Annotated in this window: 26 protein-coding genes and 1 pseudogene; 16 read left to right on the plus strand and 11 right to left on the minus strand. The window is 64.2% G+C overall.

Annotated features, from left to right (window positions below):
- Positions 1–35: 35 nt before the first annotated feature.
- The 4 genes and pseudogenes from AC5IJH_RS10060 to AC5IJH_RS10075 all read left to right on the plus strand — a co-directional run bounded on the left by AC5IJH_RS10060 (position 36) and on the right by AC5IJH_RS10075 (position 1831).
- Complete coding sequence (locus AC5IJH_RS10060; RefSeq protein ID WP_491902685.1) at positions 36–386, plus strand: PadR family transcriptional regulator; 351 nt, start codon at positions 36–38, stop codon at positions 384–386.
- Positions 383–799 carry a permease prefix domain 1-containing protein gene (locus AC5IJH_RS10065; RefSeq protein WP_491902686.1) on the plus strand — a complete coding sequence of 139 codons (417 nt, stop codon included), beginning with the start codon at positions 383–385 and terminating at the stop codon, positions 797–799. The genes AC5IJH_RS10060 and AC5IJH_RS10065 overlap by 4 nt, the downstream gene beginning before the upstream one ends.
- Positions 800–849: 50 nt before the next feature.
- Positions 850–1176: pseudogene (locus AC5IJH_RS10070) on the plus strand (ABC transporter permease); the annotation flags it as partial.
- 268 nt (positions 1177–1444) lie between these two features.
- Positions 1445–1831, plus strand: coding sequence for an FtsX-like permease family protein (locus tag AC5IJH_RS10075; RefSeq protein ID WP_491902687.1), 387 nt, complete (start codon positions 1445–1447; stop codon positions 1829–1831).
- 90 nt (positions 1832–1921) lie between these two features.
- Here AC5IJH_RS10075 and AC5IJH_RS10080 read toward each other — a convergent pair whose 3' ends face one another.
- Positions 1922–2434 carry a hypothetical protein gene (locus AC5IJH_RS10080; RefSeq protein ID WP_491902688.1) on the minus strand — a complete coding sequence of 171 codons (513 nt, stop codon included), beginning with the start codon at positions 2432–2434 and terminating at the stop codon, positions 1922–1924.
- A gap of 223 nt (positions 2435–2657) precedes the next feature.
- Here AC5IJH_RS10080 and kdsA point away from each other — a divergent pair, with 223 nt between their 5' ends.
- Positions 2658–3467, plus strand: coding sequence for a 3-deoxy-8-phosphooctulonate synthase (gene kdsA, locus AC5IJH_RS10085; RefSeq protein ID WP_491902689.1), 810 nt, complete (start codon positions 2658–2660; stop codon positions 3465–3467).
- Between the two features lie 672 nt (positions 3468–4139).
- On the opposite strand, the gene AC5IJH_RS10090 is transcribed toward kdsA, so the two are convergent.
- Positions 4140–4466 carry a 1-deoxy-D-xylulose-5-phosphate synthase gene (locus AC5IJH_RS10090; protein ID WP_491902690.1) on the minus strand — a complete coding sequence of 109 codons (327 nt, stop codon included), beginning with the start codon at positions 4464–4466 and terminating at the stop codon, positions 4140–4142.
- A 96-nt stretch (positions 4467–4562) separates the two neighbouring features.
- Between AC5IJH_RS10090 and AC5IJH_RS10095 the strand changes: the two genes are divergently transcribed.
- Positions 4563–5861, plus strand: a complete 1299-nt coding sequence (locus tag AC5IJH_RS10095) for a cation:proton antiporter (protein WP_491902691.1) — start codon at positions 4563–4565, stop codon at positions 5859–5861.
- Positions 5862–5956: 95 nt separating this feature from the next.
- On the opposite strand, the gene AC5IJH_RS10100 is transcribed toward AC5IJH_RS10095, so the two are convergent.
- From AC5IJH_RS10100 to AC5IJH_RS10110, 3 genes are read right to left on the minus strand one after another with little or no spacing between them, the layout of a single operon-like run.
- Positions 5957–6463 carry a hypothetical protein gene (locus tag AC5IJH_RS10100; RefSeq protein ID WP_491902692.1) on the minus strand — a complete coding sequence of 169 codons (507 nt, stop codon included), beginning with the start codon at positions 6461–6463 and terminating at the stop codon, positions 5957–5959.
- Positions 6439–6825 (minus strand): phage holin family protein, encoded by a 387-nt coding sequence (locus tag AC5IJH_RS10105; protein WP_491902693.1) that lies wholly within the window; start codon positions 6823–6825, stop codon positions 6439–6441. The genes AC5IJH_RS10100 and AC5IJH_RS10105 overlap by 25 nt, the downstream gene beginning before the upstream one ends.
- Positions 6826–6842: 17 nt before the next feature.
- Positions 6843–7223 carry a hypothetical protein gene (locus AC5IJH_RS10110; RefSeq protein ID WP_491902694.1) on the minus strand — a complete coding sequence of 127 codons (381 nt, stop codon included), beginning with the start codon at positions 7221–7223 and terminating at the stop codon, positions 6843–6845.
- Positions 7224–7702: 479 nt separating this feature from the next.
- Here AC5IJH_RS10110 and AC5IJH_RS10115 point away from each other — a divergent pair, with 479 nt between their 5' ends.
- Positions 7703–8821 (plus strand): alpha/beta fold hydrolase, encoded by a 1119-nt coding sequence (locus AC5IJH_RS10115; protein ID WP_491902695.1) that lies wholly within the window; start codon positions 7703–7705, stop codon positions 8819–8821.
- A 78-nt stretch (positions 8822–8899) separates the two neighbouring features.
- The gene (locus tag AC5IJH_RS10120) at positions 8900–12001 is read left to right on the plus strand and encodes a type ISP restriction/modification enzyme (protein WP_491902696.1); all 3102 of its coding nucleotides are present in this window, start codon (positions 8900–8902) and stop codon (positions 11999–12001) included.
- Between the two features lie 255 nt (positions 12002–12256).
- Here AC5IJH_RS10120 and AC5IJH_RS10125 read toward each other — a convergent pair whose 3' ends face one another.
- Together AC5IJH_RS10125 and AC5IJH_RS10130 are read right to left on the minus strand one after the other, a co-directional pair.
- On the minus strand, positions 12257–13237 hold the full coding sequence (locus AC5IJH_RS10125; RefSeq protein WP_491902697.1) for an OmpA family protein: 981 nt from the start codon (positions 13235–13237) through the stop codon (positions 12257–12259).
- Between the two features lie 195 nt (positions 13238–13432).
- Positions 13433–13969 carry a DUF2393 family protein gene (locus tag AC5IJH_RS10130; RefSeq protein ID WP_491902698.1) on the minus strand — a complete coding sequence of 179 codons (537 nt, stop codon included), beginning with the start codon at positions 13967–13969 and terminating at the stop codon, positions 13433–13435.
- Positions 13970–14192: 223 nt separating this feature from the next.
- Between AC5IJH_RS10130 and AC5IJH_RS10135 the strand changes: the two genes are divergently transcribed.
- The gene (locus AC5IJH_RS10135) at positions 14193–14345 is read left to right on the plus strand and encodes a hypothetical protein (RefSeq protein ID WP_491902699.1); all 153 of its coding nucleotides are present in this window, start codon (positions 14193–14195) and stop codon (positions 14343–14345) included.
- A 10-nt stretch (positions 14346–14355) separates the two neighbouring features.
- Here the strand turns inward: AC5IJH_RS10135 and AC5IJH_RS10140 are convergent, their stop codons facing one another.
- Positions 14356–15150, minus strand: a complete 795-nt coding sequence (locus AC5IJH_RS10140; protein ID WP_491902700.1) for an ATP-binding protein — start codon at positions 15148–15150, stop codon at positions 14356–14358.
- Positions 15151–15331: 181 nt separating this feature from the next.
- Here AC5IJH_RS10140 and AC5IJH_RS10145 point away from each other — a divergent pair, with 181 nt between their 5' ends.
- On the plus strand, positions 15332–15973 hold the full coding sequence (locus AC5IJH_RS10145) for a DUF2306 domain-containing protein (protein WP_491902701.1): 642 nt from the start codon (positions 15332–15334) through the stop codon (positions 15971–15973).
- Between the two features lie 50 nt (positions 15974–16023).
- On the opposite strand, the gene AC5IJH_RS10150 is transcribed toward AC5IJH_RS10145, so the two are convergent.
- Positions 16024–16911 carry a HEAT repeat domain-containing protein gene (locus tag AC5IJH_RS10150; protein WP_491902702.1) on the minus strand — a complete coding sequence of 296 codons (888 nt, stop codon included), beginning with the start codon at positions 16909–16911 and terminating at the stop codon, positions 16024–16026.
- Positions 16912–17182: 271 nt separating this feature from the next.
- On the opposite strand from AC5IJH_RS10150, the gene AC5IJH_RS10155 reads away from it, so the two are divergent.
- The 4 genes from AC5IJH_RS10155 to AC5IJH_RS10170 all read left to right on the plus strand — a co-directional run bounded on the left by AC5IJH_RS10155 (position 17183) and on the right by AC5IJH_RS10170 (position 20308).
- Positions 17183–17788, plus strand: a complete 606-nt coding sequence (locus tag AC5IJH_RS10155; RefSeq protein WP_491902703.1) for an isochorismatase family protein — start codon at positions 17183–17185, stop codon at positions 17786–17788.
- 196 nt (positions 17789–17984) lie between these two features.
- Positions 17985–19274, plus strand: a complete 1290-nt coding sequence (locus tag AC5IJH_RS10160; RefSeq protein WP_491902704.1) for an alginate export family protein — start codon at positions 17985–17987, stop codon at positions 19272–19274.
- Complete coding sequence (locus tag AC5IJH_RS10165; RefSeq protein ID WP_491902705.1) at positions 19274–19750, plus strand: hypothetical protein; 477 nt, start codon at positions 19274–19276, stop codon at positions 19748–19750. Before AC5IJH_RS10160 ends, AC5IJH_RS10165 begins: the two co-directional genes overlap by 1 nt.
- Positions 19751–19789: 39 nt before the next feature.
- A complete protein-coding gene (locus AC5IJH_RS10170) occupies positions 19790–20308 on the plus strand; it encodes a MarR family winged helix-turn-helix transcriptional regulator (RefSeq protein WP_491902706.1) in 519 nt (172 codons plus the stop codon).
- Here AC5IJH_RS10170 and AC5IJH_RS10175 read toward each other — a convergent pair.
- Complete coding sequence (locus AC5IJH_RS10175) at positions 20295–22010, minus strand: amidase (protein WP_491902707.1); 1716 nt, start codon at positions 22008–22010, stop codon at positions 20295–20297. The genes AC5IJH_RS10170 and AC5IJH_RS10175 overlap by 14 nt on opposite strands.
- 182 nt (positions 22011–22192) lie before the next feature.
- Here AC5IJH_RS10175 and rpmE point away from each other — a divergent pair, with 182 nt between their 5' ends.
- Together rpmE and dusB are read left to right on the plus strand one after the other, a co-directional pair.
- Entirely contained in the window at positions 22193–22417 is a 225-nt protein-coding gene (rpmE, locus tag AC5IJH_RS10180) for a 50S ribosomal protein L31 (RefSeq protein ID WP_491902708.1), read from the plus strand.
- A gap of 64 nt (positions 22418–22481) precedes the next feature.
- Positions 22482–23708, plus strand: a complete 1227-nt coding sequence (gene dusB / locus AC5IJH_RS10185) for a tRNA dihydrouridine synthase DusB (RefSeq protein WP_491902709.1) — start codon at positions 22482–22484, stop codon at positions 23706–23708.
- Here the strand turns inward: dusB and AC5IJH_RS10190 are convergent.
- On the minus strand, positions 23705–25291 hold the full coding sequence (locus AC5IJH_RS10190) for a hypothetical protein (protein ID WP_491902710.1): 1587 nt from the start codon (positions 25289–25291) through the stop codon (positions 23705–23707). The two genes, dusB and AC5IJH_RS10190, sit on opposite strands and share 4 nt — an antisense overlap.
- Positions 25292–25294: the final 3 nt, after the last annotated feature.

The following is a 25294-nucleotide window of genomic DNA, read 5'->3' on the forward strand; positions in this document are numbered from 1 at the left end:
CATACTCCTGTGGCTGACGCACAGGAGTCCTCCACTTGTCCGCATCCCGCATCGACCTGCTCCAGGGAACGCTCGACCTCATGGTCCTCCAGACCCTCGCCGCCATGGGCGAGCAGCACGGCTACGGCATCGCCCGCCGCATCGAGCAGCTCTCCGGCAACACCATCCTGCTCAACCAGGGCACCATCTACGCCTCGCTCGTTCGCCTCCAGAATCGCGGCTGGATCTCCGCCGCCTGGGGCACCTCGGACAACAATCGCAAGGCCAAGTACTACGCCATCACACGCAGCGGCCGGAAACAGCTCGCCCGCGACGCCGCAGACTGGCATCGCCTCGCCGACGTCATGGCCCGCGTCCTCTCGCAGGCTCCGGACGTGGCCAAATGATCGCGCGGCTCCGCTCCGCCCTCGCGCGCCTCCGCGCCTTCACCAACAAATCCGCGCTCGATCGCGACCTTGAGCAGGAGCTCGCCTCGCACATCGCCATGGCGACCGACGACAACATCCGCCGCGGCCTCCCGCCCGAAGAAGCCCGCCGCCAGGCGCTCCTCCGCTTCGGCGGCATCACGCAGGCGAGCGAACAGCAGCGCGACGCCCGCGGCCTCCCGATCCTCGACACGCTGCTCCGCGATCTCCGCTTCGCCACGCGCCAGCTCCGCAAGAACCCCGGCTTCACCCTCACCGCCGTCCTCACCCTCGGACTCGGCATCGGCGCGAGCACCGCCGTCTTCTCGCTGGTGAACGCGCTGCTGCTGCGCCCCATCGCCACACCCTCACGCAGACCAGCTCAACATCTTTGAGTACCACCGAGGACGACTCCTCAACGCCCAACCGCTCTTTCAGCGACCCGGTGTTCCGGCACCTGGAGCGCGACCACCCGGCCTTCGCACACGTCTTCGCCTCCTCTCCGGTCACCCTACAGATCGGCAACCAAGGGGGCGGCCCCACCACCAGCGGCCTCTTCGTCAGCGGCGACTACTTCCCCGCTCTCGAAACATCACCACTGCTCGGCCGTCTCCTGACACCGCTCGACGACCGCCCGCAAGCTCCCGCTATGGCCGCCGTCATCACCGAGCGCTACTGGCGCGACCACCTCGCCGGCGATCCTCACGTCCTCGGCCGCGTCCTCATCGCCAACAAGATCGCCTTCACGATCGTCGGCGTCCTGCCCAGCGGCTTTGCCCAGACCGATCCCACCTGGCACCCGCAAATCTACCTGCCGCTCGCATCCGCGCCACTCGTCAACGCTCCGTACGACACCATCGCCTGCGGCTACCAATGCAACAATTTGGTCGTCATGGGGCGTCTGCAGTCCGGCATCCACCGTACCCACGCAGGCGCGTCTATGGGCTCGCTCGGCCGCAACCTGCTCGACCACCCAAATCCCCGCACCCGTCTTCTCCACCCTCAGCAGCACCATCGATCAATCCCTCTCCGCCGAGCGCATGATGGCCCTGCTCTCCGTCTTCTTCGCCGCCGGCGCGCTACTCGTCACCGCCATAGGACTCTATGGCACGCTCAGCTACCGCACCGCCCGCCGCACCAGCGAGATCGGCATCCGCATCGCCCTCGGCTCGCGCCGCCTGCAGGTCGTGTCGCTCGTCCTCCGCCAGAACGCGACACTCACCCTCCTCGGCGCCGCCGGCGGCCTCATCGCCGCCCTGCTCGCCTCGCGCGCTCTGGCCTCCATGCTCTACGGCACCTCGCCGCACGACCCACTCGTCCTCGCCGCCGCCACACTGCTGCTCTCCCTCGTCGCCGCCATCGCCTCCCTGCTCCCCGCCATCCGCGCCGCCCGCATCAACCCCCTCACCGCCATCCGCGCCGAGTAGCCACCACTGCGGACACTCGTCGAAGCGCCCAGACGCCGCGGCCCCCCTGCTGGACGATCCGGTTCGCCACATCCTCTGTTGATACGTTTGTCAGCGCGGGAAGCCTGACCGTCTCCCGCACCAATGCGTGACCGATGGACGTCCCACCGAGGGCTCTTTCTGGGCAAGCAGTTTCATCCAGAGATCGAGCGTTCGCCCCAATTCCCACATCGAGGCTTCCGACGCCGGAAAGAAGTCATAGCGAAACGCAAGCGCATCGAGGGCTTGACCAGACGGATCGGGAGCCTGAATCAGCCATGCCTTGCCATGCTCCGTCGCTGAGTACCCGGACCCTCGAAGCGCTTCCGCGAAGGCGTCGCTGACCGAGAGCGCCGATACGTCGACCGTGGCCCGCAGGTTGCAGAGCACATCCTGCCGCTGACCGAACACGATCCCCAACGGAATGCGGTTTCGCTTAGCGATCGACAGAACGACGCGCAACAGGGGAGCATCCTCGTACTTGCCGGAGAGCTGCGCCGCTCTCCCCTGCCTCTGCTGTTCGATCAGCGACTGACTGAAGCAACAACGCGTCCCACCAGCTACGGTGAGCACAAGTGCGGCCACGGCACGGAGTAGATTCTGGCGCCTGTTCTCAACTCTGCTCACCGATGTTCACCTATGCGCGAAAGTCTGACACACTCAGCGTTACTTGCACATCTGCTGAAAGCCGGGTGCCCCCATCCTGGCCCAGCCAGGGTGGGTAGCGAAGCAGCCCAGGTCGGGGGGGCGACGATCCGCGTCCTCCCCACGTGCGGCGCCTCCCCCGCCCTCCTGTACCCTCACCTCTATGCCCCACGACTTCGAGATCGGCACCGTCCCCGTCGGGCGCGGCCAGCTCTTCCTCATCGCCGGCCCCTGCGTTATCGAAAGCGAGCCGCACGCCCGCTCCATCGCCGAGCGCGTCCAGCGCATCACCACAGACCTCGGCGTTCCGTACATCTTCAAAGCCTCGTACGACAAGGCGAACCGCACCTCCGTCACCAGCTTCCGCGGCCCCGGCCTCGTCGAAGGCACGCGCATCCTCCGCCGCATCGCCGAAGACACGCACCTCCCCGTCCTCACCGACGTGCATGAGCCCGCGCACTGCGCCGTCGTCGCCGAGGCCTGCGACGTCCTCCAGATCCCCGCCTTCCTCTGCCGCCAGACCGACCTGCTCGTCGCCGCCGGCAACACCGGGCGCGCCGTCAACGTGAAGAAGGGCCAGTTCGTCGCACCCGAAGACATGCGCCACGCCGTCGACAAGATCGCCACCACCGGCAACCCCCGCGTCTTCCTCACCGAGCGCGGCGCCAGCTTCGGCTACCACAACCTCGTCGTCGACATGCGCTCGCTGCCCATCCTGCGCGCCCTCGCGCCCGTCGTCTTCGACGGCACCCACTCCGTCCAGACACCCTCCGCCGCCAACGGCGTCTCCGGCGGCCAGCCCGAGTTCATCCCCGTCCTCGCCCGCGCCGCCGTCGCCGCCGGCATCGACGGCATCTTCCTCGAAGTCCACGACAACCCCACCCACGCCAAATCCGACGGCGCGAACGCCCTCCACCTCGACAAACTCAAACCCCTCCTCGAACACCTCCTCGCCATCCACGCAGCCGTCTAAGCACGCCAGGCAATCAACCATCAGCGAAGGCACTGACTCGAGAGAAGGACAGTTGCGCCGCTCTAGCTATGAACGCAAGCTAGAGTGATCAGCGGCCATCGACTTCCCCAGACGACGAATTCGTAGGTCTCATTCGAGTCGTCCGGATTGTGATCGATCAGAATTCCTTCAGTCCCATCAAGGGACAAGAGCGACAGAGAGTCGCGATCGATTTCGATGACTGATTCAGCATTCGCTAAGAGCCCCGGGGAACTTAGGATCACGGCGACGGAAATCGTCTCTGCTCGAGTGAGCAGGTAGACACGTTCTGTGATCTGCCCGGCGAGTCGCGCCGCCAACAAAAAGACTTGCCGAGACTCGTGAGAACGGAAGAAGCGTCGATATGCGAACGCGTGCTTCTCTATGGCCCCCTGATAACCCAGGCGGAAGCTCTCCCGTAGACCATTTGCTTCTGAGACGAGTGCGGCCGGGCTTACTTCGTCACCAACTACGTTCGCGAGGCGTTCCAGTAGAAGAGGCGCCGCAGTCCTCAGAATGTTTCTTCGCACGAGAAGACGGATTCTTTGCTGTCTGCTTTCGCCCATAGGGTCACAGCGTCTGTACTGCGTGGCGTGGCTTCACGAATCCCGCGCGAGAGGAACGGCAGCTTCAGCCGATCCGGCCCAGGACAAACTATTTCGCCAATCCAGCTTTCTCCGGCTGATTCCTGATCTCGTTCCAATACTCGTCCCGCACGTCATCGTCGATTGCAGTCTGAACGTTAGTCGCATAGAGCGCGTCTGCCCCATCTTTGCGCGGTCCGGAGATCCAGTACTCCTCCCCGCTCTCCACGTCATAGTAGTTGGCTTTGTAGCCCCTACCCTTGAGGCTCTGGAACGCACGACCGCCGTAGTACAGAGTCGCGCCCGTCTTCGAGAACGTGACGCTGCCGACTCTTGCCGGACCGACCAGCTCACCTGACTTTCGCTCGATGTACATGATGCGCGTACGCGGCTTCATGGCCGCCATCCTCTCACGCTGTGACGCTGAAAATTGTGAGCCTCGAGTGACGCCAGCAAACATTCCACCCCAACCCCGCATCAGAAGCGCTGACCCATGTCGAACGCGGCCCTCACCCAAATCCTGCTCGTCCTCCTGCTCCTCGCCGGACTGGCGCAGGTCTTCGGCTACCTCTTCATGCGGCTCCGGCAGCCCCGCGTCGTCGGCGAAATCGTCGCCGGCATCGTGCTCGGTCCCGCGCTGCTCGGCCGCATCCCCGCCGTCGCCCATGTCATCGCCGCCGCCCGCCAGCAAGGGCACATCCTCGACTTCGTCTACTGGCTCGGCCTCTTGCTGCTCATGTTCCTCTCCGGCGCGGAGACGCAGCACCTCTTCTCCCGCGAGGAGCGCCGCGAAGTCGGCTGGCTCACCATCGTCGGCACCGGCATCCCGTTCCTGCTCGGCCTCGCGCTCGCCCGCTGGGTGCTGCGGCCCGTGCTCGCCGGCCCCAACGGCAATCGCCTCTCGCTCACCATCATCCTTGCCGTCGGCGTCGCCGTCACCTCCGTGCCCGTCGTCTCCAAAATCTTCGCCGACCTCCACATCCTGCACACCCGCTTCGCCCGCCTCGTGCTCGGCGTCGCCGTCCTTGAAGACATCGTGCTCTGGCTCGCGCTCGCCGTCGCCACCGCAGCCGCCGGTCGCGAAGCCCTGCACCCCCGCGAGCTCTCCGTCCACCTCGCCATCACCGTCGCGTTCTTCGTGCTTGGCCTCACCCTCATCCCGCGCGCCGTCAAGCGCATCAACAAATCCCGCTTCAACGTCTTCGTCACGCACTCGCCCACCGGCTACGCGCTCGCCGTGCTGTTCGCCTACTGCGTCGTCGCCGGCCTGCTCGATGTCTCGCTCGTCTTCGCCGCATTCCTCGCTGGCTTCGCAGTCGTGCACAAGAAGCGCGGGCTCTTCCGCGAGTCGCTCGACGCCATCACCAAGGTCTCCTTCGCCTTCTTCGTGCCCGTCTACTTCGCCATCGTCGGGCTCAAGCTCGAGCTCGTGCGCGGCTTCTCGTTCACGTTGGTGCTCGCCTTCCTCGCCGGCACCTGCCTGATTAAGGTGCTCTCGGTCTCGCTCGCCGGCCGCTTCGCCGGCTTCCGCGGGCTCGACCTCATCAACCTCGCCATCACCACCAACGCGCGCGGCGGCCCCGGCATCGTCCTCGCCAGCGTCGCCTATGACGCCGGCATCATCAGCGCCACCTTCTACACCACGCTCGTCCTCGCCGCCGTCCTCACCTCGCAGATCGCCGGCGCCTGGCTCGAGTACGTCCTCCGCAAAGGCTGGCCCCTCCTCTCCGCCGCACCCACACAGCCCGCCATCGCCTCCCCGCCCGACTCGCGGCCCGCGCCCATCGCCTAGCTTCTCGTAACCACAACGGCAACAAAAAGGGCAGGGCGGCGGCGACTCACTCGCCCTCCACTCTGCCCTTCGCTGCTTCCGCTGCGTCTGCTACATCACGCCTGTCGCGCCATCTGCTCCGTCGGGCTCACAGAACGCACCGATCCCGAGCCCGAGCTCGAACTCGAGCTCGAGCCCTTCATCATCTCCGTCTTGCGGAACTGTTCGTGGAACCCCGGGATAAACTCGCCCACGTAGTCCTTGAACCGCGTGGCCGCCACACCGATCAGCGCTCCCTTGATGTTGTCCCACGTCTCGAACGCCTGGTGAGCCTGCCGCTCGGTGCCCGCGTGCGGCGTCGAGGACGACGAGGACGAGGACCCCTCGTTGAAGTGCCGTCCGCTGCCACTGCTCCGGTGCCGTGACCGGCCGCCGCCCATCAGCGACGACAACAGAATGCCGCCACCGAACGCAACGCCAACCATCATCATCGGATTGTTGCGAAACTGCCCGCGCCAGTCCGTCGCCGACTTCACCTTGTTTTGTAACTCGGCAAGGTTCGCACCCAGGTCCTCGCGCTTATTCTCGATAAAGTTTTCTATTTGGCTTGCTGTCTCGCCCATTCCGCATTCTCCTTCATGCTCTCAACCGTCTTGTTCGGTACGGGATCCACGCGCTTCATCTGCTTCAAGCCGGCACTCACCAGCACCGCTGCGGGGATCAGAAGTAAGACCGTGACCACCAGCGCCGATGCCCACAACGGCAACACCAGTGCCAGCGCATACATAATCGTGAGTAGCAGGAACAGCACGCCGAACAGTGCACACACGGCGCCCGCGCCCAGTGACGTCAATCCCGACTTCGCCTTCGTGACTTCTTCACGAAGCTCCGTCTTCGCCAGTCGAACCTCCGACCGCACGATGGACTGCACATTGCCAACCAGGTCCTGCAGGATATCTGAGATAGACCGATCGCTCGTCGCCATTGGATAAACGTCCACGCTTAGTCACGACCGGAAAATGCGCGCGCCACCAGGAAGCCAGCCACCGCGGCCGCCGCAAGCGCAGGCCCCGGATTCTTCTTCACCAGCTCCTGCACATCCGCCATCATGCTGTTCACGTCATGCTGCCGCACATAATCCGCCGTCGTCGTCAGCTTGTCCGCCGCCGTGTGCGCGATCCGCGTCACCTTCTCGCCGCCTGGAAGCGCATCCGCCTTCTCATGCAACGAAGAACCCGCCGACTCTAACCCACCCGCGATCGTTCCGCGGTTCTCATCGATCTTGTCCGTCGCGGTGCGGCCCACCTCAGAGATCTTCTCCTTCGCCTGCGATGCCATGCTGCCCATCTGTTCGCCTACCGAACCAGTTCCTTGTGCTGCCATGGTTGCTCCTGTGTCTGCCAGATCGAAATTTGCCTGCTGCTCGTAGGATGCCGACCGATCGCCGCTTCCTGCTCGGACTTGCTCCGAAGAAGCTCGTCATCACTGAGTTCGGTGTACTGAATAAGCCACAGTCGCAGACCAAACAAGCGCAACCCCCGTGCCAGTCGCACCACGAATCACCCGCACATAACTCGCCTAAGTAGATCCACACTCAGGTCACGGAATATTCCAAATGAGCAACTATCGACGAAGAGCAACTATCGCCACGAGCACCTATCGCCACGAGCATCTATCGCCACGAGCACCTATCTCCAAAACCGGCGACGCCTCACCCCTCACCACCGAATGCACCATCCCTGAGCAAAGCGAAGGGTGGGGCCACCTCAGCAGCCAGCAGCCCAGAAGCTAGAAGCTACCAACTCCCCCCGGCTGCAGCACGCCCACACGCGCTCCTATAAACTCCTCGCCGAAGGAGTTCCATGCGCCTCTCGTCCTCTGCATTCATCGCCATCGTCGCTGCCGTGCTGACTGCCACCGCCGCCGCCGCGCAATCAACCTCTCCAACAGCACACAAGCAATGGCCCGCAGAGGACCACCTCTACACCGCGCACGACTTCCACTTCGGCGCCGCGGGCAGCAGCGAAGTCCTGCCCGAGCTCAAGCTCCGCTATCTCACCCTCGGCACGCCGCACCGCAACGCGAGCGGCCACGTCGACAACGCGGTCCTGCTACTCCACGGCACCGGCGGCAATCGCCACACCCTGCTCAACCCACTCTTCGCCGACGTGCTCTTCGGCCCCGGCGCGCCGCTCGACATCACGCGCTACTACCTCATCCTGCCCGACGACATCGGCCACGGCGACTCCTCCAAACCCTCCGACGGCCTGCGCATGAAGTTCCCGCACTACGACTACGACGACATGGTCCGCTCCCAGCACCAGATGCTCGCCGACGGGCTGCACGTCGATCACCTGCGCCTCATCCTCGGCACCTCCATGGGCTGCATGCAAAGCTTCGTCTGGGGCGAAACGTACCCGGGCTTTGCCGACGCACTCATGCCTCTCGCCTGCCTGCCCACTGAGATTGCCGGCCGCAACCGCATGATGCGCTACATGGCCATCGAGAACATCAAGCGCGATCCCGCCTGGCAGAACGGCAACTACACCACCGAGCCCCTCGAAGGACTCCGCGCCGCCAACGAACTGCTCTTCATCATGGGCTCTGCGCCACTCGTGCAGCAGAAGGCCGCACCCACCCGCGCCGCCGCTGAGCAGTATGTCGACAAGCTGCTCGATCGCATGGACGCAAGCACCGACGCAAACAACTTCCTCTACTACGTCGATGCCTCGCGCAACTACAACCCGGAGCCGCACCTCGACCGCATCACCGTACCCGTCATGTACATCAACTCAGCGGACGACTTCATCAACCCACCCGAGCTCGGCATCGCCGAACGCCTCACCCCGCGCATGCCCCACGCAAAGTTCGTCCTCCTCCCCACCTCCGACCAAACCCACGGCCACGGCACCCACACCCAGGCAGCCCTCTGGCAAAACTACTTAGTCGACTTACTCAAAGAATCCGAACCCAGGCCCTGACCTGGCCACTCTCCACCGCGAAGCGCACCCACCTCGCCACCCCAAGCCACTGCCGCGGGAACGATACACTCTTGCCGTATGCCCCACCTCTCCCTCAAGCCCAGCCACGCTGTCGTCCGCAACTACTACGCCGCACTCCAACAGTTCGGCAGGCTCGGCTTCGACAACGAGGGCAACATCCGCGGCGCCTTCGAAGACCTGCTCAAAAAGTGCGCCAGCCAGTTCCGCTGGACCGTGGTCCCCGAGTACCAAATGACCGGCAAGGACAAGCGCCGCATCAGCGTCGACGCCTGCCTCATCGACGAATTCCATCTGCCCCGCGGCTACTGGGAAGCGAAGGACGAGAAGGACGATCTCGACACCGAGATCCGGAAGAAATTCGAGGCTGGCTACCCGCGCAACAACATCCTCTTCCAGGAGCCCGCCCGCGCCGTCCTCGTCCAGAACGGGATCATCGTTAACCCTCGATCCCAGGATCAGGACATCACCCAACCTGACTCGCTCGTCCGTCTGCTCGAACGTTTCTACGACTGGCAGGAATCGCCGCAACAGGAGTGGGACCGTGCCGTCCAGAAGTTCTCAACCGAAATCCCGCGCCTCGCGCAAGGCGTCATCGACCTCATCGAGCGCGAGAAGAAGAGCAACCGCACCTTCCGCGAGCGCTTCACCGCCTTCGCGCAGCTCTGCAGGCAATCCATCAACCCCGACCTGCGCGACGACGCAGTCGAAGAAATGCTCGTGCAGCACCTGCTTACGGAACGCATCTTCCGCCGCATCTTCAACAACCCGGAGTTCACCCGCCGCAACGTCATCGCCGCCGAGATCGAAAAAGTCATCGACTCACTCACCAGTCGTCACTTCTCCCGCGATGCCTTTCTCGCCGACCTCGACCCCTTCTACACCGCCATCGAACGCGCCGCCGACAGCACAACGACTTACCCGGAGAAGCAGCACTTCCTCAACCACGTCTACGAACGCTTCTTTCAGGGCTTTTCGAAGAAGCAGGCCGACACCCACGGCGTCGTCTACACCCCGCAGCCCATCGTCGACTTCATGGTGCGCAGCGTCGAAGAGGTGCTCAAGACGGAGTTCGGCCGCTCCCTCGCCGACGAGGGCGTCCACATCCTCGACCCCTTCACTGGCACCGGCAACTTCATCACTCGCATCATGCAGGAGATCCCGACCAGCCGCCTCCAGAAGAAGTATGCGAACGAGCTCCATTGCAATGAGGTCATGCTGCTGCCCTACTACATCGCCAGCATGAACATCGAGCACGCCTATCTCGACAAGGTCGGCGAATACAAGCCATTCGACGGCATCTGTCTCGTCGATACCTTCGAACTCGCCGAGCCGAAGCAGGCCGGCTTCGAGTTCATGAGCGAGGGCAACACCGAACGGATTCGGCGTCAGAAGAAGGCGCCGATAACAGTTGTCATCGGGAATCCGCCCTACAACATGGGCCAGGCGAACGAAAACGATCAGAATAAAAACCGCAAGTACAAGCACATGGACAAGCGGGTGCAAGAGACTTACACGAAAGCGTCGAAGGCAACGCTACGAAACAAGCTAAGCGACCCGTACGTGAAGGCTTTTCGCTGGGCGACCGACAGGATTCGTGCGGATGGCGGCATCGTCTGCTATGTCAGCAACAACAGCTTTATCGACCAGATCGCGTTCGACGGCATGCGGAAATACCTCGTCGAAGAGTTCGATCGAGTCTACGTTCTCGATTTGGGCGGGAACATCAGGAGGAACCCGAAGCTTTCGGGGACAACCCACAATGTCTTTGGTATCCAAGTTGGAGTCGCCATCACGTTGCTTGTGAGGAATCCGCAACATCATCCTCAAAGGAAGGGCAGCATTCGGTACTCTACCGTCGGACAAGATTGGAGAAAGTCCAGAAAGCTACACCAACTTGAAGCGTGGAAGGCGTTCTGTAATGTGGTTTGGAACGAGTTAAATCCTGATACGCAGAACGACTGGCTCACCTCGGATCAGCGGCCAGAATTTTCTTATTTGGTACCGATTGGTGATCGCAGAAGCAAAACGATCACTGACCCAGAGGCCATTTTCAGGTCCTTCAGTTTAGGAATTGCAACCAACAGGGACACGTGGGCCTACAGCTACCAACGTGCCGCAGTTGAATTTAATATTCGCAGAATGGTCGACACCTACGACCGCACATCTCAATTCGCGAGCGATGAGTCGCTCGCGGAAGCAGCAGAAGAAGGAATCAAGTGGACAGATCGTCTACTCTCCGCTCATCGCTCGGGGCTCCGAATAGGCTTCCACTCTCCCTCCATTCGGACGGCGCTCTACCGGCCGTTCACGCGACAGTTTCTTTACTTCGATAGCCTAATCAATCACAGGCAGTATCAGCAGCACCGCATTTTTCCCAGAGCAGATTCAGAGAATGTTTGCCTCTGCGTAAACGACATCGGATTCAGATCTCCGCTTGGGGTAATCGCTTCGGATTGCGTTCCCGACCTCCACGTCCTCGCTGGCAGCGATGGCTTTCAAACCTTCCCCTTCTACATCTACGACGAAGACGGCACCAACCGCCGCGAGAACATCACCGACTGGGCACTCAACGAGTTTCGCAACCACTACAGTGACCAATCCATTACCAAGTGGGACATCTTCCATTACACCTACGCCCTGCTCCACCACCCCGAGTACCGCACCCGCTACGCCGCCAATCTCAAACGCGAACTGCCCCGCATCCCCTACGCGCCCGACTTCCGCCGCTACGCTGTGCTCGGCAAGGAACTCATGGAGCTTCATGTCCACTATGAGCAGCAGCCCGAGTACCCGCTCGAGCGCATCGAGACCGGCAAACTCGATTGGCGCGTCAGGAAGATGAAGCTGTCCAAAGACAAAACCGAGCTCTGCTACAACACCTTCCTCACGCTGCGCGGCATTCCGCCCGAGGTCGCCGAGTATCGCCTCGGCAATCGCTCCGCACTCGAGTGGATCGTCGATCAGTACCAGGTCTCTACCGACAAGCGCTCCGGCATCGTCAACGACCCCAACCGTGAAGACGACCCCGAATCCATCGTTCGCCTCATCGGCCAGGTCATCCACGTCTCCATCGAAACCGTGAAGCGAACGAGGGAGCTCGCCTCGCTCGCACTCCTCCCCGCTGACCCTACGCCCGCAATAATCGACGACACACTGTAGTCCCAAAGCGGAACCGCAGCCCGTCCGCGACTCAGCCCTCAATCGCCGTGAGCACGCAGTCGTCGCACCGGCAGAGGTAATCGTGGCAATTACCTCCAGGCCCTCGACGACGATCCGGACGCACAATGCAATCGCTTACATGGACCCGTTTGCGTACCCAATCCACGCATTCCAGACCAAAAAAAGGGCCCCTCTTTGAGGAGGGGCCAATCTGCCTTGGTTCTCTCGTTGTGTGAGAGCTGGGTTGCGGGCCGCTTACTGCTGCGGAGCCGTCGGTTGCGACGCAGCACCCTGGGGGGAGGGCTGTGTTGTCGACTGCTGCGTCGCACCGATGGGTGAACTCCCCTCGGAGGAGGGTGAGCCCAAACCCGCTAAACTGTTGTGCATCAGCGTGATGTGGACAAGGCTGCCACGCGACGCTGCGCTCGATCCACCATTACCGCCATTGTTGCTGGCGTTCTCGATCGGCGCATTGCCGAGCGCGACACGGTAGATCCGGTACACCGGAATGTTGTGTTCAACCACCAGGTAGCGAACCACTGCGTCCGCCATCGCCTGCGAATTATTGATGCCGGCCTGCCCGCGGCTCCGCGAGTAGCCCTGCACTTCGACGATGTAACCCTTCTGCCCCTGCAGCTTGGTCGCGACGTCATCGAGCGCGGCCTTCGCCTTTGCATTCAACAACGTCTGGCCGGGACGGAAGTGAATCTCCGTGTCCGCAATCGGCGCATACTGATCCAGGTTCGACACCGTCGTGTTCAGCGTGTCCGTGCGGCTCGAGGCCTGCTTGGCCAGCGTCGACGCCTGTCCTGCCTGCGTGTTCGCCGTCGTCGCCATCTGGTTCGCGCCATCCGCCGTGTCCTGCGCCTTGCGGATGCCCGCCGTGCTGCGCGTGTCCAGGTCGCGGATGTCGCCGGCATTCTTCGACGAGAGCTGATCCAGCTCGTTCAACCGGTCCTTCACCGGACCCACCTGACGATTCACCCACTTCTTGCGGGCCAGCGGATTCAGGTGACCCCAGAAGCCTTCGTTCGTCTTCGTCGGAAGCGGCTTGCCGGTGGCGTACGTGCTGTTGTCCTGCGCGCTCGGCGACGTGGTCGCGGCCGGCTGGGACGTCTGCTGCTGTTGGGAGTTGTCGGCGGACTGGGGGGAGGTGGACGTCTGCGCGGACAGGCTCAGGGTGGCCGCGAACATCAGGGCGGCCATCGTGCTGCTAACAACTGTCGCGTTCTTCATAGCCATTCTGTCCTCACACTTAGCAAGATGCGTACCAAACTATGTCCCATACCGGGACTGTTCTTAAGCCTTTGATTCGGCATTGCTTAAGGAAGATGCCGAAGGTTGTGGCAAACCTAGGTAATGCCGCCAACGTGTGCCCGATTCGGTCCCGTCGAGAGCTTCTGACGCACTGCTACGCAAAAAGTGCCGACCCTACCGCGCCTGCACACGCGACGGCACGATCGCCGGATACTGCTGATCCCATGCAGGATTGATGTGCTCAAAGATCAGCCGGAACGCGTGCGCGTCCCCCGGCTTCAACGGTTCGGCCGATACCGGCTCAATGTCCACATACGGCTCCCGCGTGCGGATCAGGCTCAGCGGCATGGAGGTCGTCTGCGGCGGCTCGCCGACCGCGTTGTGGAAGGTCACCAGCACCGTCACCCCACTCACGGTCTTGTTGCCCTTGTTGGCAATCGTGCCATCCACGTAGGTGACCTTGCCGCCCGCGAAGTTCTCCGCCTCGCTCATCTTCAGGTCGCTGATCGCGAGCTGTGACGCATACGGATCGGGACCATGGTCCGCATTCTCCGCAGCCTGCCGCGCCTTGTCGCGCGAACCCGAAAGCACCAGCAACACCAGCCCGACCACCACCACCGCGGCCGCGATCGCCCAGGGGAGCCAGGAACGGCCCTCCGCTGGTCGCCCGGGAGAAAGAAAGCCGCCGCTGCCACGCTCCGTCTCTGCCATGGCGGGATTGTACCGGTCAGGCGCTACCCGTCCTGTTTACGAACAGGGACCGCCCGTGGCCGACCGACACGGGAGTGACACCCCGATGATTCTTGTTTATTGCGAATTTCGCCGCGGCCTCTGCCGATAAGCGTCATAGTGTGCAGAAGAAAGGCGCATCCAGCACGAATGGCTGCCCCGTTCTTCGGACATCGGCCAATCAACCCTTCAGGAGCCCGTGACGATGCAGCCCTTCCCACAGAGCGACCCGGCACCGACCAACGCGGGCCACACAGCGGCCCCGCACGGCGAGTCCCCCATCAGCAAAATGCCGGAGTATGCCTATCGCGCCGCCATCGTCGTGGCGGTGCTGCTCCTGCTCTGGACCGCCGCCTAAGCGCCTGCCGTCAGGAAAACGCAGCGTCCGACCAGGGAAAACGAGCCGCGCCCGCGCTCAGCCGGAAGTCCTCACCCCACACCTCGACACACAGGCACATCTCCGCCAGCCGGGAGCGCATGCGCTCCCCGATCCGGTCGCCCAGCGTGTCCTCCCGGGCGCCAGACACGGCAGCCGGCGGCCGATTCGGGAAGTTCGTCGTAATCAGCGTCGTCAGCTTCTGGTTGTAGCGCGCGTTCAGCACGTGCGCGACCGTGTCCCACACCCACGCCGTCGGCTTCGTCGACCCAAGGTCGTCGATCACCAGCACTTCCGCATCGAGCACTGGCCGGAACAGCTCGTGCTCGCTCGTCTCCGAGCGCGCGTTGTAGGAGTTCTGGATCTGCTTCAGCAGGTCGCCGTAGTCGCAGAACAGACCCTGGCAGCCCTTCTCTTCGACCAGCGCACGCAGCACCCCGACCGCGAGGTGCGTCTTGCCGCGCCCCGCCGGGCCGACAAACATCAGCCCCCGGCCGTCCGTCTCGTGCGGGTAGTCATGGACGAACTTCGTCGCCTTGAAGTGGGCATTCAGCATCGACTCGTGCGCGCCCTTGGTGTCGACAGACTCATAGTTCTCGAGCGTGGCGTGCTCATGGCGGCGCGGAATGTTCGCCCGCTCCAGCCTCCGCATCGCCTGCCGCGCCAGCCGGCAACTGCACACCGCGGCTACGCGGTCGCCCTGAGCATCGCGCATGATCCGCATCCCTGAGCCGCCGCACACCGAGCAGTCCGCCGCCGCGCCCTTCGCTGTCACGCTCTGCTCCATGCTCCTGAGTATCGCACCGCCCGCACCAGCGGAAATCACGGTTCACACTGCGGGAAACCGCCGATCACCAGCTGCGGGAAAACGCCGGTCACGAGAAAGATGAACTCCGATCCGCTCGCTAGCGTAGAGTGCTCCCAATCCTCCTCTGAACCGGGCCACCATCCCCATTTGAGGTCGCCCCATGTCAACAACGACGATCACCCCGCAGCCGCGGGTCGTCACCGCGAAGGCTGTCGCTCTCGCCGCCGTGTTTGCGGTCGGGATGTACTTCATTTCGAAGTTCGTCTTCTACTACTACCTGCATTACAGCCCGGCCGGCTTTGGCAATCGCTGGGCACAGCGGCTGACCCTTTTGCTGCACATCACCTGCGGCATGCTGGCGCTCGCGATCGGCCCATTCCAGTTCTCGCAGCGACTCCGCCGCCGTTCGCTCTCCCTCCATCGCCTGCTCGGGCGCGTGTACCTCATCTCGATCGCGCTGGGGTCGCTTGCGTCGTTCCGGCTCGCCGTAACGACGACCGAGGGCTTCGCCTGGGGATTTGGCCTGGCCATGCTCGGCGTCGCCTGGATCACCACCTCCGGCATGGCCTACTACGCCGTGATGCGCCGCCAGATCCAGATCCACAAAGAGTGGATGGTCCGCAGCTACGTCGTCACCTTCGCCTTCGTGACCTTCCGCTTTCTCAGCTTGACGGCCGGGATGGCGCACCTCATGCCGCCGAATCAGCGCGCCATCTCTGCCATCTGGTTCTGCTGGGCGGTGCCTCTGCTGTTCACCGAAGTCATCCTGCAGCTCCGCCGCATGCCGGCGCCAGCGCGTTAACCCTGCTCGTCTCCCACTGCGAGCCCCGCGTTTCGGCCTCAGCCGGACCGTCAGGGCGACGGCGTCGCGGTTCGCAGCCGCTTCTGCAATGATTCGACCGCCTCCCGGGCTGTCAGGCGCAATGGCGCGCTGTCCGAGGTCTCGGGTTCGGCGAGAATGCTCTCCAGCGGCTCGAGCGCCGCTTCGCTGCCCTGCTCCGCCAGCGCGTAAATCGCATTCTGTCGCTTCCACTGCAAAGCCGATCTGTCCCGCAGGAGCGAGATCACCATCTCTTCGCTCTCGTGGTGCCCGTCTCTCAGTAGCTCGACAGCGATGTCCCGCTTCACTGGAAGTGTGGCCTCCAGCGAGAACCGTTCGAGCTCCGCTAATCCGTCCGCTCGTCCGAGCCAATCCACCAGGTAAGTGATCTCGCTCAGGTCGTTTGCGTCGAACTGCACCAGCGCTGCCTCCAGTTCCCCCGTCACGACGCGGCGAGCCGACTCTGGTGTCCCGTCATAGGTGACCTCCGGCCGCTGCTCCGCCAGTGCAACGGCTGTCTGGTAAATCGGCACCGTCACTTCGAACTCCGCCGGTGTCTCGGTCCGCCGCAGAAACAACAAGTTACGCCCCTTCACCACGAAGCCGGTCGGCGGACCGGAGTACCCGTATCCACGCCCCCCGAAATCAGTTCGCGCGACGATGTCGAACCCGATCACTCGCACCGGGGACGGAGGCTGCTCCCCCTTCAGGCACGTCTCGAACTCCACCCTCGCCACCAGTTCGTCGCGGTTGCTGCCCTCGATCGACCGCATCCCGCCGCTCCGCTCCGGCGCAGACGCCGTCCCCGTACAGACCAGGTCGGAGGCATCCCAGCGCTGCTGGATCGTGCCCAGATACTGCGCATGAGCGCACCCAATCGCCGCTAAAACAGACACCCCGGCCAGCATCAGTGCGCGCATACCCCCTGTAGACACCGACAGCGGGCTTTCGTAACCCGCAAAAGTCCATCTCTCGCCGCGAACGCCAGAAAACGGGCTCGGGCCCAGTGCGCTCCCACGTTCTTCCGCCGGTGTTCCTCTGGTCCGTATCCGTCCTTCCACGTCGACGTAGCCAGCCTGCAGCCGCGACTTTCATTTCATGAAGCGCCGGTTGACACGCTCACGCGAACTCTATATTTAGATTTCTAAATAAATTTGAAGCAGCGGCGTCGCCGCTCCCCGAGAGGTCACCGTGCCAGCCACTCAAGTCCCACCCCGGTTCCAGACCACCGACACCAGCATCCTCCTCGTCGATCACCAGACCATGACTCTCGACTGGGTCAAGAGTCTGCCGCAGAAGACCGTCATCGCCAGCTGCCGCGTGCTCGCCCGCTTGGGCGTCACCTTCGGCATGCCGCTGTTTCTCACCACCACTATGGAAGAGAACGTCGGCCCCACCATCCCGGACATCCAGCAGGTCGCACCGTCTGCGTTTGAGCACCGCTACAAGCGCGGCGGCGTGCTCAGCTGCTTCGATCAGCCGGAGCTCACGGCCGCCGTCAAAGCAGCGGGACGCCAGAACCTCGTTCTCGCCGGCCTGACCACCGACATCTGCCTCTTTTGGGCAGCGCGCGATGCGGTGCGCCTCGGCTACACCGTCACCGTGGTCGCCGATGGCTGCGGCACCATGTCGAGCCTCGGCGACACGCTTACCTACGATCGCCTTCGGGATCTCGGCGTGACCGTCACCGTGGTCAACCAGGTGGTCACCGAACTCTGCAACGACTTCGGCAACGCGGATGGTCAGAAAGCCGCAGGCATCATGGCCGACGAGATCATCTCGAAGCTCAACGCCTGATCGGCCTCACTCCCAGTACCCACACCGGGGCGGCGATCGCAGTCGCCGCCCCGTTCCTTCGAGAGACCTCCGCGTGCTCCGTGGCCTTCTTCTGTTCGTCGCGCTGTGCTGCATCTGCGCCCCGTTGCGCGCGGATGACAGAAGCGCTGCACCGAAGCGTGCTGTCCCGCCGCCTTATACGCCCTTCGTCTGGGACATGGACTGGTCGTATCTGCACCGCCCCGACGCCCGCGCGGACTGGACGGATCGCCTCCATTTCCTCCCGCGCAGCGACGCTCCGGACCGCTTCATCTCCATCACCGGGCAGATCCGTGAGCGCGGCGAGTACCAGGACCATCCCGCCTTCGGCGCGCAGCCACCCGACAATGGCTACCTGCTGCAGCGCTATCTACTCAGCGCGGATCTGCACGTCGCGCCCGCGTTGCGCTTCTTTCTTCAGCTCGACAGCGGCTTCTCCGAAGGCCGCGACGGCGGACCCCGGCCGGGCATAGACCGTGATGAGCTCGACATCAACCAGGGCTTCGTCGATGTCGCGCCGTGGCATCGGGATCTGCAGAGTAACCTCGTCCTCCGCACAGGCCGGCAGCTCGTCTCGCTCGGCTCGACCCGGCTTGTCGCGACCGGCGCAGGTCTGAACGTCGAGCAGCCGTTCGATGGCTTCCGGATCACACTCAAAACGCATGGTTGGACTGCGGACGGCCTCGCCCTGCGGCCCACCTCCATCGCGACTGGACGGTTCGACAACCAGCCCAACTCGGCCGAGGAACTCTGGGGCCTCTACACCAGCCACCCACTCGGCAGGCGCGGAGCGAATCTCGACCTCTACTATCTCGGCTTCGACCACCGCCGGGCCCGCTACGTCAGCGGCACAGGGCGCGAGCAGCGCGAGACGCTCGGTGTGCGGCTCTGGGAGCGGCATGCGGCATGGGACTACGACGCCGAGTTCACCGGCCAGTTCGGCCGTTTCGGGTCAGGCGATATCCGGGCCTGGGCCGCTGGTTACCATGGCGGTTACACATTTGCGCAACACCGATTCGCTCCGCACCCGGAGATCGACGGAGGCGTGCTCAGCGGCGATCACTCGCCCCACAACCGCACGCTCGGCACCTTCAACCCGCTCTTTCCGAACGGCAACTATCTGGGCGAAGCGATCCTGCTCGGCCCGACCAACCTGATCATTACGCGACCCACCCTCAAGCTGACGCTCACCCGCCGGCTATCGAGCAACACCAACGAAGAGTTCCTCTGGCGCGAGGCGGTCGAGGATGGTGTCTACAACATTGTCGGCATCCTGACGCACCCTCCAGCGGGCTCGAAGGCGCGCTACATCGGTTCGCAATTCCAGCAGCAACTCGTCTGGACCGTCTCACGCCATCTTGCTGCGCAACTGACCTATGAGCATTTCTTTCCTGGCAGGTTCCTCAAGCAGAGTCCGCCCGGGCGCGGCGTCAATTTCATTGGCCCGCAGCTCACCTGGAACTTCTGATGCTCGCCCCTTCCACTGCTCGAGACTCAGCCGTCGCCGCTCTCTGCATCACCACGCCGCTACTCAATGCGTATTGCGCAGGCGCTGCCGCGGTTGAGCGCCTTGTCAATTACCAGACCTGGCCGTTGATCCCCGCCTCCGCTTTTGCCCGCTACCATCGCGCACAGACGTCCGCTATTCGATGGACCATCGTGGTACCGGAGGTCCTCGGCCTTCTCAGCCAGCTCGGCCTGCTCCTTGCGCTTCACGACTCGATGCTGCGCACCCTGGCGACCTGGATGCTTGGGGCATCAGTCCTCGGCATCGTGTCGACCCTCGTGCTGCAGATTCCACTTCACCGCGCGTTCAGTCGGGACGGCTACAGCGCGGCGGGCATGCGCCGCCTGCTTCAGACGGACTGGCTGCGCAAAGGCGTCGATCTCACACGACTCGCACTCAGCATCGGGCTCCTGTGGATGCTGCTCCATCCTTCCTGATCCCCTGCCCAGCGTCTGCCTTTCTTCTATGCTCACAGCATGAAGCGTACGCAGGAGGATCCGGCAGCACCGTCGAAGCCGTCGCCCCCGGAGCCTACAGCGACCCCGGACGAGCTCGCCTCACTGCAGCTCATCCTCGCCATTGGCCGGTCCTTCAAGTATGTGGATGACTACGTGCGGCCACGCACCCTGAAGCTCGGCCTGACCATGACCGAGTTCGCCGTGCTCGATGTGCTCTCGCATGCCGGGCCCACCCCGCTTGGCGAGCTGAGCCACCGTATCCTGCTGACCGGCGCCAGCACCACCTACACGGTCAAGAAGCTCGAAGCGCGCGGCCTGCTCGTCCGGCGTCCGCTGCCCACGGACCAGCGCGTCATTCTCGGCACCATCACCGAAAAGGGCCGCTCGCTGCTGGAACAGATCTTCCCGATCCACCTCAAGGATCTGGTCCACGCCATGCGCGCGCTCTCGACCGAAGAGAAGCGCACCGTCGTGCGGCTTCTGCGCAAGCTCCGCAACGAGAGCGCTCGCGACGATCGCGAGCCTACTGCGGGTTGAAGTGCGGCGCGTCCGGCAGCAGCCCCTTCTCGACGAGCTCCGGCGGATGGCGATGATGCGTCGCCTCCTCGTAGGCATACGCCCAGCCGAGCAGGTCGCCATCGTGCCACGGTCGCGTCGCTAGCTCGAGCCCGAACGGCATCCCCCACGGATAGAAGCCGCCCGACACCACCACCGCCGGAACGCCGATCATGTTCACCCAGCTCGTGTCGCTGTGCGGGCCCTCGCTCAGGTGTCCGTACTGCGGCATGCTCTCATCGGGCGGCGGCATCTGGGTGGCGGGGTAGACCAGGCCGTCCAGATGCCAGCGGTCGAACGCTTCGAGGTAGGCGGCCATCATCTGCCGCTTGGGTCCGGTGTACTCACGCTCCGCCGACGGGTCGTCTTCCACACGCCGCTGCGCCACCTTGATGCCTCCGTGTGCCTCGTCCAGCTCCGGGCCGCCCATGATCACCTCTGGCAGCGGCGCGCCAACCGCCTTCTCGTACTCCTCGGGTGAGTGGTACTGCGCCGGTCCGAACTCGCGCAGATAGCGCTCCGTCCCCTCGCGTACATAGGGCAGCGTGCACACATGCCGCGCAATGGCAGCAAAGCTCTCGGGCAGCAACTGGCCATTGATGACGATGGTCGCGCCGGCCGCCCGCATGCCATCCAGCGCCTTCAGGAAGGCCGCCCGCGTCTCCGGCTCCAGCGGCAGCACGTTTTGTTTCAGCGAGTGCTCGAACTGCTCCGGTGTGGCTTCGAACGGAATCCCCTGGAAAGGAATGCTGCCTCCGGCCAGGATGAACGCGGGCACCCCGAAGCGCTTGCCCTTCAGCGCATCGGCCTTCAGATACTGCGAGTAGGGCCCCGGCTGCAGATGCCCGGCTGCCTCCGCCGTGCGTGGGTCCGTCGGATCGTTGGGCCCGGTGTCGGTCGCCTGGCCTGACATCACCGTCAGCCCGATCGCCGCATCTGCCACGTTTCGGGCAATCGGCCCCGTGTTGTCGAGCAGCCAGTCGAGCGGCGCAATCCCCGCAATGCTGACCAGCCCGCGTGTCGGGAACACGCCCACCACAGCGCTGGTCGCAGCCGGCATGCGGATCGAGTTGCCGGTGTCCGTCCCCGTGCCGAGCACGGCCATGTTCGCCGTCACAGCAGTTACCGTGCCGCCCGACGACCCGCCCGGGCTGAACCGCACATCGTAGGCATTGCCCGTGCGCCCGAACGCGGTCGAGCGGTTGGTATCACTCGCCGCGAAGTCCGGCATGTTGGTGTTGCCCAGGATGATCGCCCCCGCGGCACGAAGCCGCGCCACCACCGTGGCATCGCGCGGCGCGACGAACTCATGCCCGGGGATCGTGTAGCCCTTCCAGCCATCCGTCGTCACCAGCCCGGCAATGCTGGTGTTGGTCTTGATCACGATCGGCACACCCCACAGCGGGCCATGCTTCGTTCCGGCGGCCGCGTGATCCTCCTCGGCGGCCCGCTTCCGTGCTCCCGCGCGGTCCACCGTCTGCACCGCGTGATAGATCCCGTTGTAACGGTCGATTCGCGCCAGGTGCCACTCGACCACCTCAGTCACCGTGTAGCGGTGCGCCGCGTAGTAGCCTTCAAGCTTCGCCACCGTCACCTCCGGCAGGTCGCGGTCGAGCGCGGCCCGGCGTGCGGGGCTGAGTTGACCTTGGGCGGGAACCGCAAACACGACAGAAGACAGGGTCAAAACCGCGCTCAGGGCGCGCAGAGTGCAAGGGCGCATCAGGACAGGCCTCCGGATGAATCGGGCAGCGGGGATGGGACATCTTATCTGGTGACCCGGACCAGAGGGCCCTTCGTGTTCCGCCTTGCCGGGCGGGATCGAACCGCGTAAACTCAGAAGATTGCTGGAAAAGGACGTTGCGACCCATGTCTAAGGAAAATATCCACCCGAATTACAACCCGATCCGCGTCGTATGCGCCTGCGGCACCTCGTTCGAGACGCGCTCCACGCACAAGGGTGACATCCACGTTGAAATCTGCTCGTCTTGCCACCCGTTCTTCACGGGCAAGCAGAAGCTGATTGACACGGCCGGCCGCGTCGAGCGCTTCCGCCGCAAGTACGCCAAGGTCGAGACCCCGGCGGCCAAGTAGGCCCGCCTGGCAGTATCAAAGAGGCCTCCCGCGGGAGGCCTCTTCTGTTGAGACCAGTTCCGCCATGAAGAAGCACTGGAACGACAACCCGCGCACGGACGAGGACGACGCCGGACTCCTGCCGCAGCAGGTCTGCGTGCCGGCACATCTGCGCATCGGCACGGTCGACGTGCGGCCGGCCACGGTGCTCGCCCCCATGGCCGGGGTGACGGATACCATCTTCCGTCGCTTCATCCGCAATGCCAGCCTGTTCACGCCTGCTGCCGACAGCACCGCCACCGTCGACACGGCGATCACGAACCAGCAGTCCGGCTGCGGCCTGATCATGACCGAGTTCACCTCGGCCGACGGGCTCTCCCGCATGCGCGAGGCGAAGCGCAAGCGTTACCTCACCTACTACGAAGACGAGCACCCGATCGCGGCACAGCTCTTCGGCTCCGATCCGCGCACGCTTGCCGAGGCCGCGCGCATCGTCCAGGACGCCGGCTTCGACGTCGTCGACCTGAACCTCGGCTGCCCGGCCAAGCGCGTCGTCGCCTGCAATGGCGGCTCGGGCCTGCTTCGCGATCTGCCGCTCATCGCGCGCATCTTCGAGGCAGTGCGCAGCGCCGTGTCGATTCCCTTTACCGTAAAGTTCCGCCTCGGCTGGAACGATGACAACATCGTCTGCGTGCCGCTCGCGCGCCTTGTGCAGGAGAGCGGCCTCAACGCCGTCGCGCTGCACGCCCGCACGCGTGAGCAGGGCTACTCCGGCGACGCCCGCTGGGAGCACATCGCCGCCGTCAAGGCTGCCGTCTCGATTCCAGTGATCGGCAACGGCGACATCCGCACGCCCGAGGACGCCGTTCGCATGGTTGACGAGACGGGCTGCGACGCCGTCATGATCGGCCGCGCCGCACCGGCCAATCCGTGGATCTTCCGCCAAATCGCGCAGTACACGGCGACCGGCCGCTATGACATGCCGACCGAGCTTGATCGCTACCGCATGATCCACACCTACTTCACCATGCTGCTCGCCGAGGGGCACTGGCACTCCGCCGGCTCCGAGGAGAAGAACATCGAGGCAGCCAAGGCCTGCCGCGAAGGCGCAGGCAAGATGAAGCAGTTTGCGTCCTGGTTCACGCATGGGGTGCCCGGCGGCGGAGCGCTCCGCAAAACCATCTACGAAGTGCGCAGCGGCCCCGCGATCCTCGCCGCCGTCGAGCAGTTCTTCGCGCAGCGCTTCGACACACACGCGGCCCTCGCTTCAACCGTCGCCGACACAGCCCCGCCCGAGCCCGCGCTGGTTTAGGTCACCGGCGCGGTCTCCCGCCGCTTGCGCCAGATCACTTCGAGCGACCTGCGCCACTGCTCACCGACCGCAATCAGCCGCCACTCGATTTCGGGCGACACATACTTCAGCACCGTCTCGGTCGCCGGGTGAACGCGCAGCGCCGGAGCCACAAAATACAGCAGTGGTGACGACTCCGTGAGTCCCATCCCGGGAAAGTACCCCGAGCGCGTGAAGTCGTTCGCCCCGTCCGCCGCGCGCGACTGCGCCGTGCGATGCACCCGAATCCAGTAGTCGAGCCCCTGCAACACCATGTGCAGGTCCTCGTCCGCCTTGACCTCGATCACCGCCAATCGTCCACTCCGTGTCACCGCGAGCAGGTCCAGCATGCCGCGGTCGCGCGCAGCAAACGCCGGCACCTGCCGATACACCGGCTTCGCCAGCAGCGACGGCTCGATCTCCGGCAGAGCCTGCATCAGCCGCCCCTCCAGCCAGCGCTCCGGCTGCATGCGGTAGAGCGGATCGTTCCCGCTGCCGGCAGGATGGCGGCTCGCGAACAGGCGGGCTGTCAGCTCGCGCAGCAGCGGCGCCGTGTCCTCATTCAGCTCTGTCTCGCTCGGCCCGGCGCCAAAGGTGATGCGATCCTGTCGCGTGAATGCGCCCGGAGCAAGACCATGCTGCACACGCGCAAACTCGAGGCCATACAAGGAGAGCCCCACCCGCGCTGCGCTGTGCACGCGCTGCTCCACCGCCGCACGCGCGCCCTCCGGCACCAGTTGCAGCACCTGTCCGATGCTGGCCCCGAGCCGCTCGAGCGCGGACGACGGGTCGACGTTCTGCAGCAGCCGCATCTCGAGATTGCCGTTGCGGCCCGGCTCCACTGGCTCGAGCGATTCGGCATGTGGATCGCAGGTCCACAGCTCATATTTGGCGAGCGCCGGATTCAGCCAGCCGAGCCTTGCCTCGGTCACCGCGCTGGTGCCCTCGGGCACGATCAGCCGTAGCCCTTCCACATGCCGGCGCGGACCGCTCCGCGCGCGGCAGTGGTCCAGCCACAACAGCCCGAGCGTCAGGATTCCGTCGATCGTCGCCGGCGTCTCCTCCGCATTCACCGCGATCAGCGCCCATGCGCTCTGTCCGCGCACCAGCAGCCCCCGCGCATACGCCGGGCCGAAGCTGCGCTCGAGATCCATCGAACTGCGCAGCCCTTCGAGCATCCAGTCGCCAAAGACGCGCGGCAGCAGGTGCTCCAGTTGTCTGAGATAGCGCGTCCGCACTGCTGTCCTGGCAGACGGCGTGCGCTGGTCGCGGTCCGCGAGCAGGTGCAAAATCTGGGGTCGCGTCTGCCCGAAGCGCCGCACCTCCAGCCGCAGCGCATCCTTGCGCACATCCACGCCCGTCACCGTGCGGACGATGTTGCGCTCCTCCGACCAGAGCTGCAGCACACACCGCCCGTGCTCGGCGCTAAGCGCGTACTGTGTGTCGCGCATGTCGAAAAGCACGCGACCATCTTCGAGGATGGCGGCATGCGGATGGTCGGCGAGAAACTCCTCGAGGTGTTGCGCGAGCTCAGACGCGCTCAGATCGCTGACGATAGGCGGCATCGG

The organism is Candidatus Dedyshia acidiphila, from assembly GCF_051025295.1.
Lineage (GTDB): Bacteria > Acidobacteriota > Terriglobia > Terriglobales > Acidobacteriaceae > KBS-83.

What these genes read in the sequence shown, in the direction of transcription:
- rpmE (WP_491902708.1), top strand. Translation starts at nt 22,193, where the DNA reads ATGTCTAAGGAAAATATCCACCCGAATTACAACCCGATCCGCGTCGTA.
- AC5IJH_RS10140 (WP_491902700.1), bottom strand. Translation starts at nt 15,150, where the DNA reads ATGGAGCAGAGCGTGACAGCGAAGGGCGCGGCGGCGGACTGCTCGGTG.
- AC5IJH_RS10065 (WP_491902686.1), top strand. Translation starts at nt 383, where the DNA reads ATGATCGCGCGGCTCCGCTCCGCCCTCGCGCGCCTCCGCGCCTTCACC.
- AC5IJH_RS10110 (WP_491902694.1), bottom strand. Translation starts at nt 7,223, where the DNA reads ATGGCAGCACAAGGAACTGGTTCGGTAGGCGAACAGATGGGCAGCATG.
- AC5IJH_RS10190 (WP_491902710.1), bottom strand. Translation starts at nt 25,291, where the DNA reads ATGCCGCCTATCGTCAGCGATCTGAGCGCGTCTGAGCTCGCGCAACAC.
- AC5IJH_RS10075 (WP_491902687.1), top strand. Translation starts at nt 1,445, where the DNA reads ATGATGGCCCTGCTCTCCGTCTTCTTCGCCGCCGGCGCGCTACTCGTC.
- AC5IJH_RS10145 (WP_491902701.1), top strand. Translation starts at nt 15,332, where the DNA reads ATGTCAACAACGACGATCACCCCGCAGCCGCGGGTCGTCACCGCGAAG.
- AC5IJH_RS10165 (WP_491902705.1), top strand. Translation starts at nt 19,274, where the DNA reads ATGCTCGCCCCTTCCACTGCTCGAGACTCAGCCGTCGCCGCTCTCTGC.
- AC5IJH_RS10125 (WP_491902697.1), bottom strand. Translation starts at nt 13,237, where the DNA reads ATGAAGAACGCGACAGTTGTTAGCAGCACGATGGCCGCCCTGATGTTC.
- dusB (WP_491902709.1), top strand. Translation starts at nt 22,482, where the DNA reads ATGAAGAAGCACTGGAACGACAACCCGCGCACGGACGAGGACGACGCC.
- AC5IJH_RS10095 (WP_491902691.1), top strand. Translation starts at nt 4,563, where the DNA reads ATGTCGAACGCGGCCCTCACCCAAATCCTGCTCGTCCTCCTGCTCCTC.
- AC5IJH_RS10100 (WP_491902692.1), bottom strand. Translation starts at nt 6,463, where the DNA reads ATGGGCGAGACAGCAAGCCAAATAGAAAACTTTATCGAGAATAAGCGC.
- kdsA (WP_491902689.1), top strand. Translation starts at nt 2,658, where the DNA reads ATGCCCCACGACTTCGAGATCGGCACCGTCCCCGTCGGGCGCGGCCAG.
- AC5IJH_RS10130 (WP_491902698.1), bottom strand. Translation starts at nt 13,969, where the DNA reads ATGGCAGAGACGGAGCGTGGCAGCGGCGGCTTTCTTTCTCCCGGGCGA.
- AC5IJH_RS10120 (WP_491902696.1), top strand. Translation starts at nt 8,900, where the DNA reads ATGCCCCACCTCTCCCTCAAGCCCAGCCACGCTGTCGTCCGCAACTAC.
- AC5IJH_RS10150 (WP_491902702.1), bottom strand. Translation starts at nt 16,911, where the DNA reads ATGCGCGCACTGATGCTGGCCGGGGTGTCTGTTTTAGCGGCGATTGGG.
- AC5IJH_RS10115 (WP_491902695.1), top strand. Translation starts at nt 7,703, where the DNA reads ATGCGCCTCTCGTCCTCTGCATTCATCGCCATCGTCGCTGCCGTGCTG.
- AC5IJH_RS10160 (WP_491902704.1), top strand. Translation starts at nt 17,985, where the DNA reads ATGGACTGGTCGTATCTGCACCGCCCCGACGCCCGCGCGGACTGGACG.
- AC5IJH_RS10090 (WP_491902690.1), bottom strand. Translation starts at nt 4,466, where the DNA reads ATGAAGCCGCGTACGCGCATCATGTACATCGAGCGAAAGTCAGGTGAG.
- AC5IJH_RS10105 (WP_491902693.1), bottom strand. Translation starts at nt 6,825, where the DNA reads ATGGCGACGAGCGATCGGTCTATCTCAGATATCCTGCAGGACCTGGTT.
- AC5IJH_RS10170 (WP_491902706.1), top strand. Translation starts at nt 19,790, where the DNA reads ATGAAGCGTACGCAGGAGGATCCGGCAGCACCGTCGAAGCCGTCGCCC.
- AC5IJH_RS10135 (WP_491902699.1), top strand. Translation starts at nt 14,193, where the DNA reads ATGCAGCCCTTCCCACAGAGCGACCCGGCACCGACCAACGCGGGCCAC.